Origin of the sequence: Desulfovibrio inopinatus DSM 10711, from assembly GCF_000429305.1 — a bacterium.
GTDB lineage: Bacteria > Desulfobacterota > Desulfovibrionia > Desulfovibrionales > Desulfovibrionaceae > Alteridesulfovibrio > Alteridesulfovibrio inopinatus.
In genome coordinates this window covers 78,291-89,823 of sequence record NZ_AUBP01000020.1, presented here as the reverse complement: position 1 = coordinate 89,823, position 11,533 = coordinate 78,291, and the positions used below count along the sequence as shown (strand labels likewise).

9 protein-coding genes are annotated in these 11,533 nt (G+C 49.7%); 7 read left to right on the top strand and 2 right to left on the bottom strand.

All coding sequences use genetic code 11. The annotated features are described in order from the left end of the window. Positions 1–201: 201 nt before the first annotated feature. The 6 genes from G451_RS34795 to G451_RS0112730 all read left to right on the top strand — a co-directional run bounded on the left by G451_RS34795 (position 202) and on the right by G451_RS0112730 (position 7,477). Complete coding sequence (locus G451_RS34795) at positions 202–2,277, top strand: glycoside hydrolase family 9 protein (protein ID WP_051261459.1); 2,076 nt, start codon at positions 202–204, stop codon at positions 2,275–2,277. Positions 2,278–2,574: 297 nt separating this feature from the next. Further along, complete coding sequence (locus tag G451_RS0112750; protein WP_027184564.1) at positions 2,575–3,735, top strand: MlaE family ABC transporter permease; 1,161 nt, start codon at positions 2,575–2,577, stop codon at positions 3,733–3,735. A 4-nt stretch (positions 3,736–3,739) separates the two neighbouring features. Next, on the top strand, positions 3,740–4,534 hold the full coding sequence (locus G451_RS0112745) for an ABC transporter ATP-binding protein (protein ID WP_027184563.1): 795 nt from the start codon (positions 3,740–3,742) through the stop codon (positions 4,532–4,534). 11 nt (positions 4,535–4,545) lie between these two features. After that, positions 4,546–5,604, top strand: a complete 1,059-nt coding sequence (locus G451_RS0112740) for an MlaD family protein (RefSeq protein ID WP_027184562.1) — start codon at positions 4,546–4,548, stop codon at positions 5,602–5,604. A gap of 3 nt (positions 5,605–5,607) precedes the next feature. Next, entirely contained in the window at positions 5,608–6,207 is a 600-nt protein-coding gene (locus G451_RS0112735) for a PqiC family protein (RefSeq protein ID WP_034642142.1), read from the top strand. A 64-nt stretch (positions 6,208–6,271) separates the two neighbouring features. Next, positions 6,272–7,477 carry a cation:proton antiporter gene (locus G451_RS0112730; protein WP_027184560.1) on the top strand — a complete coding sequence of 402 codons (1,206 nt, stop codon included), beginning with the start codon at positions 6,272–6,274 and terminating at the stop codon, positions 7,475–7,477. Positions 7,478–7,559: 82 nt separating this feature from the next. Here G451_RS0112730 and G451_RS0112725 read toward each other — a convergent pair whose 3' ends face one another. Further along, positions 7,560–8,207, bottom strand: a complete 648-nt coding sequence (locus G451_RS0112725; protein ID WP_027184559.1) for a hypothetical protein — start codon at positions 8,205–8,207, stop codon at positions 7,560–7,562. A gap of 184 nt (positions 8,208–8,391) precedes the next feature. Then, entirely contained in the window at positions 8,392–10,230 is a 1,839-nt protein-coding gene (locus G451_RS32765) for a methyl-accepting chemotaxis protein (RefSeq protein ID WP_051261458.1), read from the bottom strand. Between the two features lie 427 nt (positions 10,231–10,657). On the opposite strand from G451_RS32765, the gene G451_RS29230 reads away from it, so the two are divergent. After that, on the top strand, positions 10,658–11,506 hold the full coding sequence (locus G451_RS29230; protein WP_051261457.1) for a zinc dependent phospholipase C family protein: 849 nt from the start codon (positions 10,658–10,660) through the stop codon (positions 11,504–11,506). Positions 11,507–11,533: the final 27 nt, after the last annotated feature.

Here is an 11,533-nt window from a genome sequence, read left to right as displayed (position 1 = left end):
CGGTCGTGTTTTCATGCTAACCATAATGAAAACACGACCGGTTTTGACTTTCAAGCAAACAGCCTTACTTCGAACAGTATGCCTATTCCCCTCATATGACCTTACTACGTCCTGATTTTAAAGGTTCCAATACGGCACCGTATTTGCCTTGAAATCGTTGTTTACCACCCGCGACATGAAACAAAGCAACAAGGAGGAAACGTGATTCGAAGCATACACGCCTGCGTGCTTTCAGGTTTCCTTTTGGGGTTTTCCATACTTATCCCCCTGCAGTCCGTATCGCACGCGCAGAGTGCATCATTCAATTACGCAGAAGCCTTACAGAAATCGTTGTTTTTCTACGACGCCCAACGCAGTGGTCGCCTTCCCGAACGGGGCACAGCACCGGGACAAAACCGGGTGGAGTGGCGTGGCGATTCATTTCTTGACGATGGAGGTACCCTTCTTCACGCCGACGGCAGTGTGATGACCGATGATATCGGTAATCCCGTCGTTGTGGATCTCACAGGTGGATTTCTCGATGCCGGAGATAACATGAAATTCGGTCTGCCTCTCGCGTCTGCAGTCACCATGCTTGCCTGGGGAGGATTGGAATTTCAAGACGGATATATTGCGGCGCAACAGTGGGACTATTTGTTATCAATCCTTTCCTGGGCAGCACATTATATTGTCGCTGCACACCCTTTGCCCAATGTCTATGTGGTCCAGGTCGGTGATGGAGACGCGGACCACAATGTTTGGGAAGCGGCAGAAATTGTGGACATGGACCGCCCCATGCTGGTTTGCGATCCGGATCGGCCCGGTACGGAGCCGGCCGCCGAAGCGGCTGCCGCGTTAGCCGCCATTGTCATGGTGTTTGAACGCGCCGGAGGTGAAGCCGCCGCATATGCCCACGAGGCCGATTTGCTCGGCCATGCCCGTCAGCTTTTTGCTTTTGCCGATACATACCGCGGGAGCTATTCCGATACCCATCCCACCATCGCACCATTCTATAAATCATGGAATGGATATACGGATGAACTGGCATGGGCTGCAACCTGGCTCTACCGCGCAACAGGAGAGCAAACATATTTGAACAAAGCCGAAACGAGCATGAATACGATCGGCGAGTATCATACAGACTCGACACAATCCTGGGATGACAAAGTTTACGGCACACAAATTCTTCTTGCTCAATTAACGGGAAAACAATCATATCACGATGGTGTGCAACGATTTCTCAATGCCTGGGCCGACGGGGCAGGAGGGATACAGCACACGCCCGGCGGATTGGCGTTTATCATGGAATGGGGCTCCTTGCGCTATGCGGCATCAACAGCTTTTTGTGCGCTGGTCTATTCCGCCGTTGCCGATATTCCCTCGTCACTCACATCGAAATACACCACCTTCGCTACCCGCCAAATAGATTATATTCTCGGCGACAATCCGCGTCAGTCGAGTTACATGGTTGGATTCGGCAACAATCCTCCCCGCAATCCACATCACGGAACCGCCCATGGCTCATGGAAAGGCGGTTCTTCGGATGAACTCCCGGAAATAAACCGACATATCCTCTACGGCGCACTCGTCGGTGGACCTAAATCGGCAGATGATTATGACTGGGTGGATGATCGGAACGATTATGTCGGCAATGAAGTCACTTTGGGCTATAATGCCGGATTGACCGGGGCACTGGCCCGACTTGCTTCAACGACAGACGGTCAACCTCTTGATAATTTCCCTCCCCAGGAATCACGCGATGCAGAGTTCGTCGTCGAAGCCAGAGTAAATTATGAAGGAAGTGATTTTATCGAGCTCGCCGTGCGCGTCGACAACCGTACCGCCTGGCCAGCCCGACATACACCAGACCTAAACTTTCGCTATTTTGTCGAGTTATCCGATGAGATCGCCGCCGGCCTTGATCCATCGACAGTCATTGTCGAGCCTGGAGAATATAATGAGGGAGGAATTATTTCACCGAGACTTTCCCCCTGGAATACGTCGGCAAGGATTTATGCAGTAGAAATTTCGTTAGCCGGTGAGAATATGGCACCAGGTAGTTACAAAACATATAGCCGCCTCGTCCAATTTCGCATTTACTTGCCAGAAAAACAGATGCTTCGGCATGTGAGCAATTGGTCATTTATCAGCCTGAGTGATACCTTTGCGGAAACAGACCGTATTCCTGTTTACGAAGGAACAACGTTAGTCTCTGGAATTGAACCCGATCATTCCATGACCTGTGTAAGCGTGATCGATCTCGAGCTTCCTTTGGTGTTGGCATTTCCCTGCACGTAACGGCAAAAATTCATCAATAAGCCCGAACCGGCCGGGGTCTCAAGTCTGTTATCATGAGCCCCGGTCGGTTTGGGCTTTTATGACATAAGAGCTTGACAGTAAGAGAATTTCCTGTCCATGAATTGTATACATTTTGTATCGAGCGTGATTTTGTTAAGAATTACTCGGTGCATGTTCTTTCTGTACTTTGGCATCTCATTGTGACAATCATGCCGTACGAGATTGTCTTACCATAATGTTCTAATCGGACGAATCGGTACACACTACGTTGAACTTTGTCTCCGGCGAGTGAGTTGAATGACCCCGACACCTGCTCCATCTGCAACGGTCTCCACGCCGACGCAACTCACAACACGCGTTGATGGCGATCGTCTGGTGTTGTGTTTTACCGGCGATTGGTCCATTGACAGCGAGTTGCCCACATCCGAACGTCTGGAATCGCTACTGAAGAGCGCATCATCCCCGAAAACACTCGCGTTTGAGAGCCAGGGCGTTACCTCTTGGGATACCCGATTCCTTGTCTTCTGTTCCCGTGCAGCCACGGCAGCGCAACGCGCCGGCATTGACGTCGATACGAGCGGCTTACCCGAAGGTGCAGTTCGTCTCATCACGCTCGCAGCCAAAGTGCCTCCTCGCCCTGGAGCCGGGAGAGAAAAAAAACATGCTCCCCTGACCGTTCGTATCGGAGATACAACGCTTGAACTCGCCACGTCGGCCCACAATGTAGTCGTATTCATCGGTGAGATGACCCAATGCGCGCTACGTTTTCTTCTCGGCCGAGCCGTATACCGACGAAGTGAGCTCTTCGCGCAAATCCGTATCTGTGGATACAGCGCGTTGCCCATCGTCTCACTGATTAGTACACTCGTCGGTCTCATCTTAGCCTATGTCAGTGCCATTCAGTTGCAAACATTCGGCGCTCAAATTTACTCATCCACCCTTGTCGGTATTGCGATGGTCCGCGTTCTCAGCGCGGTTATGGCCGGTATCATCATGGCCGGCCGCACGGGAGCCGCTTTTGCCGCCGAACTGGGGACCATGCAGGTCAATGAAGAAATCGACGCGTTGCGTACATTCGGCATTGAACCCATGGAATTTCTCGTCTTGCCACGCATGGCCGCCATGACGATGATGATGCCCGTTCTCTGTCTCTATGCCGATTTCATGGGCATGCTCGGCGGATTTATCGTCGGCGTTCTGCTTCTTGGCATCGGTCCCATGGAATATTTTGAATTCACCATCCAGACTGTCCCATTAGCCAACTTTTGGATCGGGCTTGTTCATAGCTTCGTATTCGGAATTCTTGTCTCCATGTCCGGGTGTTATCAAGGCATTCGGTGCGGCCGAAGCGCATCGGCGGTGGGCAAAGCAACCACCTCGGCCGTGGTCTCAAGTATTGTCAGTATCATTGTAGCTACATCCATTCTGACCATTTTATTCAATATTTTGGGGTATTGATACCATGCACCCCACCGACACGACACAGCAAGCACGGCCTGCCGTCATCACCGTCGACAACCTGACCATGGCATATGGCGACTTTGTCGTCATGCGAGACCTCAATTTTACCGTGAATAAAGGTGATGTCTTTATCATCATGGGGGGAAGCGGTTGCGGGAAAAGCACCTTGTTGCATGTGCTTGTCGGGTTGCTCAAGCCAGCAACGGGCCACGTGGTCTATGGCAACACGAGTTTATGGGATGCCGACGAAATAACCCGCAATGAATTGCTCAAAGGCACAGGGATTCTCTATCAAAGTGGAGCGCTTTGGAGCTCCATGACTTTGGCTGAGAATATCGGTCTGCCGCTTCAGCAGTATACGTCTTTGAGCACACGAGAAATTCGAGAACTGGCTTCCTTTAAACTGGAACTGGTCGGACTCGCCGGATTTGAGGACTACTATCCCTCGGAAATTAGTGGCGGGATGTGCAAACGTGCCGGCCTGGCCCGTGCCCTGGCACTTGATCCGGAAATTCTTTTTTTTGACGAGCCCTCAGCAGGCCTCGATCCAATCAGCGCGCATTTGCTCGATGAACTTATTCAGGAGCTGTGTGCCAGCTTGGATGCAACCGTGGTCATCGTAACCCACGAACTCGCGTCGATCTTTGCGATTGGTACCAACTCCATTTTTCTCGATGTGGAAGCGCGGACCGCTACCGCGTGGGGAAATCCGAGTGAATTACTGAAAACCTCGGATAACCAACGGCTTCTCACGTTCCTCACTCGCGGAGAACATCAACCTCCATCTCCAGAATAAGAGCCCTGACTATGACCAGCATAAAACAGAAAAGCCTGATCGGCACGTTCGTTCTCGGATCTATCGGACTGCTTATCGTGGCCGTCGTTTTTTTCGGCTCGGGACTATTTTTCACACCCAAGACGCCTGTCGTGCTCTATTTTCAGGAATCAGTCGGAGGATTGTCCGTTGGCTCCCCTGTTGTTTTCCGGGGGGTGCAACTCGGCCAGGTTACAGGCATCAAGATTGAGGCCCGCATCAATCCGCTCTCATTTTCCATTCCGGTGACCATTGAGCTGGCTCATAATCAAATACAACTCATGAATCCCAAAAAAAAAGGGACGTCGTTGGCTTCGGAACTCAATATGTCCAAAGAAGCATTTTTCAAGGAACTTATTGATAAAGGTTTGCGGGCCGAGTTGTATTCAAAAAGTTTTGTCACGGGCGAACTCCAAGTTATGCTCGATTTTGCGCCAGATACGCCGGAAACCTATTATGCGCACGATCCGAACATCCTTGAGATTCCGACCAAACCATCCAAACTGGAAAAGATCGCGCGAACCCTGGAAAGCTTGCCGTTGAGTGAAATTACCGATCATTTACTCTCAGCCGTCAAAGGCATCGATGAATTGGTCAATTCTGAAAAAATGAAGGCCGTTCCGGAAGATTTGTCCACCATGCTGACCAATGCTGATGCCGTTGTCCAAAAAGTCAAAACCGACATCGGTCCTCTTATCGCTCAAGTCGAAAAGACCTTTGCGAGTTATAAAGCACTGGCTGACGATGTCGGGAAAAATCTCCCGGCGTTAACGGAAAGCTATACGAAATTGGCCCAAAACGCGGACGAACAAATCCGAACCATGGCCATTGAAGCCAAGGCAGCCATGCTGAAACTCGAATCAGCTTTGGACCAGGGCCAGAAAACACTTGTCGATTTGAGAAAGACGGCCGGTCCCAATTCTGCGACCGTAACAGACTTGCAAAAGACGTTGAATGAGATTGCCGGCATGGCACGCTCGGCCAAGAGTCTCTTCGACTTTCTTGAACGCCACCCTGAAGCCTTGATTCAAGGTAAAGGACAAAGGAGGTAGCCCATGCGTCGCCACGTCCGTATCCCCCTGCTTCTGAGCTGTGTTCTTCTTATATTCTTGCTCGCTGGTTGTGGTATGAGCGCTCCCACGCACTTTTATACGCTTTCTCCGGCCGAATCGACAGCCCTGGACGAATCCAAGTGCATCAGTGTCGGCGTCGGGCCGGTACGTGTCGCCAGCTATCTCGATCGCGATAGTATCGTAACACGCAACAGCGCGAATCAACTGCACGTGGCTGAATTCGACGAATGGGCCGAACCCTTGCAAGATGGCTTGGCAAACGTCGTGGCGGAGAACATACAAGGCCTCATCTGTACGCAGCCAATTACCGTCCATCCGTGGCCTATCGGAATAAGCCCCGCGTACCAAGTGACCATCCAGGTGCAGCGTCTGGACGGCACATTGGGCAAAGACGTAACATTGCAGGCCACATGGTCCATCGTCAATGCCGAAGGAGCAATGCAGCAATGGCAGACGTTCTCACAGCATACGGCATGTGGTCTGACCTATAATGATCTCGCGGCATCAGCCAGCCAACTTATTGCGGAGATGAGTAAAGATATCGCCACAGCACTGAAGACGTTGCAGTCAAAAGAATTGTAATCTCAAGTGGAGAAGGTGACGCAGACACGCTGAGTTCATAAAAGAGAGGCACAAGGAGAACCACATGTATGCCTACATGGCCATTTTGGGCGTGTTTGTCTTTGTTTACAGCGTTCTTGCCGGTCGCATTGAATCCACGCCGATTTCCGGTCCGATTATTTATACAATATTCGGTCTTGGTTTGAGCATTTTTGCCACGGACCTGGAGCCACTCGCCCCAACGGGAGAAACAATCAAAACGCTGGCAGAACTCAGCCTCGCACTTGTGTTGTTTACCGATGCGGCGACCGCCGATCTCGCGGTTTTACGACGCAGTTTTCGTATTCCCCAACGCCTGTTGCTGTACGGACTTCCCCTGACGATCCTTCTGGGATTTCTTGCCGCGATTCCGCTGTTTCCCGGTCTCGGATTTCTTGAAGCGGCCATACTCGCCACCATGCTCGCTCCGACGGACGCCGCTTTGGGGAAAGCCGTTGTCACCAACGATGACGTGCCCGACACCATCCGCGACGGCCTCAACTTGGAAAGTGGCCTGAATGACGGCATCTGTGTCCCAATTCTTTTTGTCTTTCTCGCCATGATTGCCGATGAACAGGCCAGAAACAGCGTGTTTGGCTTGGCTTTACAGCTTGTTCTGGAAGAAATCGGTATTGGTGTCGCTGTCGGCGTGGGTTTGGCCGTACTTTCTAGTCATATCATCAGGTATTGCTCCAAGCATGGTTTCATCACCGAAACATGGCGACAGTTACCTGTCGTCGCACTGTCCATTAGCTGTTTTGCCTTGGCACAACTCTTCGGTGGCAGTGGGTTTATTGCCGCTTTTGTTGGAGGACTGGTCTTTGGCGGTGTCACGAAAGAGCACAAACACCACCTTCTCCTTGCGGCCGAAGGGAGCGGTGATACCATGGCGCTCATCACCTGGGTATTTTTTGGCTATGCCATCATCGGTCACGATGGCCTCAGCTTTACCTGGCCCATGTTCGTCTATGCCATACTAAGCCTGACGGTCATTCGTATGGCTCCGGTGTTCCTTGTTCTCAGCGGACTGAATCTCTCGCCACACGCCAAACTCTTCATGGGGTGGTTTGGCCCTCGCGGGTTGGCGAGTGTCGTCTTCGCTGTTCTTATTCTCGATGGCAAACTGCCTCACGGTCAGACGATTGTACTCACTGCAATACTCACCATCTGTCTCAGTATTTTGACCCACGGCCTGACCGCGGTGCCACTATCACGAGCATTTGGGCGGGAAGGAGACAGCGCCAGCGGCTAGGAAAAAGCCAAGCGCACTCCCGACTCCGCACACGTTTATCCTGAGTGTGCCGTCGATATACAAAACGGAAATTGATTACGGTCTACTCTTCACGGGGCTCTTTTTTCGGACTGACACTCACCGAAGCCGTATGCTGCGGTGTTAACGTGACCTGCTGCTCTTGTGGGGAAAGCTTCCATGTGGCGCTTTCCAAGCCGACAAAAACATTCAATCCCTTAAACTCGGATGGAATGCCGTGAAAGACCGTTTCTCCATGGCTGCCAAAGGACTGTTTGAGGGGATCGTTTTCCAGACGCAGGACAAGTACCCCGGAATGTTCCAGCGGTATCTCGACCTTGTCATCAAGAGGATGGACCATGACGGTCATATCGAAAACAACGGCTGGCGGGAAAAACAGCTTGGCAACAAGCATGACAACAATACCGAACGCAAAGGGGCCACCATATTTGATATGTCTCTTCATTCGAGGGACAGCGTCTTGCGCAGAAAATTGAAGAATCCCCAAAAGCGCCAAACCACAACAAATCCCCAAAAGAATGTCTGGAATGTAATACAATTCGCCAAACAAATCATAACGATTGAGTATTGCAGGTTGTGCAGCCATGCACCATGCAATAAGAATGGCGAGGGCCAAAAAGACCGAAGAGAAAAAACAATATCCCCACGATTTTTTGGGAGAGGTCGTTTTTTGAGAAGAATTCTTTTTTGGGGATGATGGCATTTGCAGCATATGAGCCTCCTTTTCCAGAGACATTATGCAATACCCCACCACGTCAATCAATTCGAAAAAAAACAAAAAATGAGGTGTTCGGCAGCGCACCATCCTCTAGTGAGTGAGGCGGCAATGCAAAGTCGTGATCGCGCATTCTCTTTTCTTCATCATCTTTGTGGAGAAGCGAGAATGCGCGACTCTGTTAGCATAACCGCGTGAATCGACGCGTATCGCTAACAAGTATGGCATCACTTTTAGCAAGATGATGGTCTCCTCCTTCTCCTTTCAACTGATCGATCAGCTTTTTCAGGACTTGGGACTGCAGCAACAGTTCATCGACAGCCCGTGCAGATTGCTGCATTGCATCCGAGGTCTCGGAAGAGATCCTATTGACGTCTTCAACCCGGTGATGAATTTCTTCGCTTGCTGCGGACTGCTCTTCGGAAGCCGTCGCAATGGAATGGATCTGACCCGTTACCTTCTCAACAAAGTTGACAATCTGATGCAACGATTCTCCCGATTGATTGGCTAACAGCGTCACCTCTGCCAACGCACGGACAGATTGCTCCACATGGCTGTAATTCATCTTTGCCCCTTGCTGAATGGCATTCGTCGCGTCCTCGACTTCCTTGGTTGCAGTCATCGTTTTCTCAGCAAGCTTCCGTACTTCATCGGCAACGACAGCAAAACCTCTCCCGGTTTCACCAGCGCGTGCGGCCTCAATGGCGGCGTTGAGCGCGAGAAGATTTGTTTGATCGGCAATATCGGAGATAACATTGAGTACGTGTCCGATACCTTCAGCCTGTTTCTCCAATGCGCCCATATCGTTAAGGGATTGTTTGGCATTATCCAATACTTGATCGATGAACCGAACAAGTTGCGCAACAATCTTGGCACCTTCTTCCGCACTCTGTGTCGTTTGGCTGGCCGTTTGAGCTGCCTCAGAAGCATTTTGCGCAACTTCAAACACCGTTGTGTTCATTTGTGCCATTGCTGAAGCAATTTCACTCACTCTTTGTGCTTGAGTCTCAGCTCCCTGAGCCGATTGTTCTGTTTGCGCAGCGAGCTGTTCCGATGCTGAGGAAACAATATCGACAACATTTTCGAGCTGTTGCGCGGCTTGGAGCATTCCATCTGCTTTGGCGTGTTCGGTCTGCTCTTTTGCATGTTTGGCTTCTTCAACGGCATAATTCGCCTTTTTCGTCTCGGATTCGGCAAGGACGGTCTTTTCTTCAGACAGTGAAATCTTACGTTTGAGTTCTGCAAGCATAGTACACAGATTTTCTCCAAGCTCACCGAAATCATCTTTCCGAGTCATACTCAACGTTGCATCCAGTCTGCCTGCGGCGATATCCCGAGCAAAACTCCCACAACGCTGAAGTGCTCTGGTAATATTCTTTGCAAGAACGCGATTAAAAATCATGACGATAATAAGGCTCACGGCAAAGAAGACATTGAAAAACATAATTCCGCTTTCGACGGTTTCTTTTCCTTTTTTTTCAATATGAGAAGCTTCGTCCTCCAACGATATCGTAAAGCTGTCGATAGATTCTCGTTGTTTGAGAAAGGCTGGGGTCACTTTATGCGCAAAAATATCCTGCATTTTCTTTCGATCCAGCTTTCGAGCGGCCGGAATCAACTCAGATTCAATGATTGCAAAGACATCTTCCCCAAGTGGGCATACCTCATCCAATAATATTGTTCTCAGACGTCCTTCGTGCATATCTTTCGCCCAAAGCTGACGGTGTTCGTCAAAAACTTTTTTTTGCTTACGGATGAGTGAAGAAATATAATTCACATCTTCAATTCCACGAGCATTCAGCATTTCGGAAGCTTTGAGATATGTTTCCATAACAAAAAGTGGCGGCGGAATTATATCCGCCAACAGATTTCTACTATTTATTATGGAGGCATACGAATGACTTCCAATAGACGTGGTGTGAATGGTGTACCGAGAAACAGCATAGAAAGCACCCATACAGCAAAAAAAGACAACGGAAAGAAGAGTGAATTTTTTAAAAACGGATACATTATTCAGCATCTGTATTCCTCCACGTAAAATTATGAATAACAAATTTCAATTTAACGACTGCTTGATTTACTCTTATTTGTTTTCAAAAAATTTGGCAATAACAACAAATTTAAACTTATAAATACAACAAATTCAAGACATCAAAATTCAATAAATAAAAATATTCAAGATAGTTATCGCTATAATAATTCTCATTTTTTGAACAAAATATGTACATGATTTACAACTTTAGACGTTCTCATTTTATCAAAATATTATGTACGACAAATTGCAAACATACCGACGCGCCTTCTGCATGAATCCATATACACGCCCCGCCTCAAACGGGTTATTCAAACGACTTTCACCCACTTTGAGAACCTACGATTGGTTGCCAAGCCATCCAATCGGTCTTATGTGAACCCCTGACATTATTTTCCAATAAGAAAGGGCGGATATGGGATTTCTTCTTATCGTTCCTCTTGTGTTGGGTGTTTTTGTTTTTTGCGGCGCCACCGATGCCTTTGCCTGGGGGCCGGGAGCGCACATGGCAACAGGACATTTCATCCTTGAGAACCTGCGTTTTTTGCCGGTTTCCATGGGAGCGATTTTGGAAGCGCATCGCCAGGCATTTTTATATGGATGTTTGTCGACTGATTTTTTCGTCGGATCGGGATCACGAACTCGACCACCAGCAAGTCATAGCTGGGAGACAGGCTTTCGTTTGCTCAAAACAGCCGACACCCCCGAGCTTGCTGCCTATGCGTATGGGTATCTCGCCCATTTGGCAGCAGACACGGTCTCCCATAATTATTTTGTCCCCAATATCTTGGCGACGATGCCTTCACGGGGGAAATTAAGTCATGTCTACGCTGAAATGCTGGCTGACGCCCGTATTGACTGGTGCGGCCGAGAAGCGGCGGGATTGTTTGCGCATCAAGGCGATGCCGATGCCACGTTGCGCGTTGTCATGTCGAAGTCGAGACGTTCGTTTTATACAAAAAAATACCTCTTCCGTTTAGGGCTTCTTGTGGGAGACACAGGCCCATGGACGATGCCACTTCGATATGTCCGAGGAAAACTTCCTTCGCCTGTTCCCGAAACTTTTCTGGATACGATGCTCGACACGACGAAAGCCGTGGTATTCGACCTCTTGACAAACCCGGACTCTGCGGTTGCCCTCGACTTTGACCCCACGGGAAAACTCCACCTTAATGAAGCCAAAAAACTGCAGAAACGAGCACAGCATACGGATGCTTTTCCTCTGTCATCACGCATGCGGGGGCTGATCCGTATCTGGCATTAATCGACAACGTCCGACATGGACGCCTTG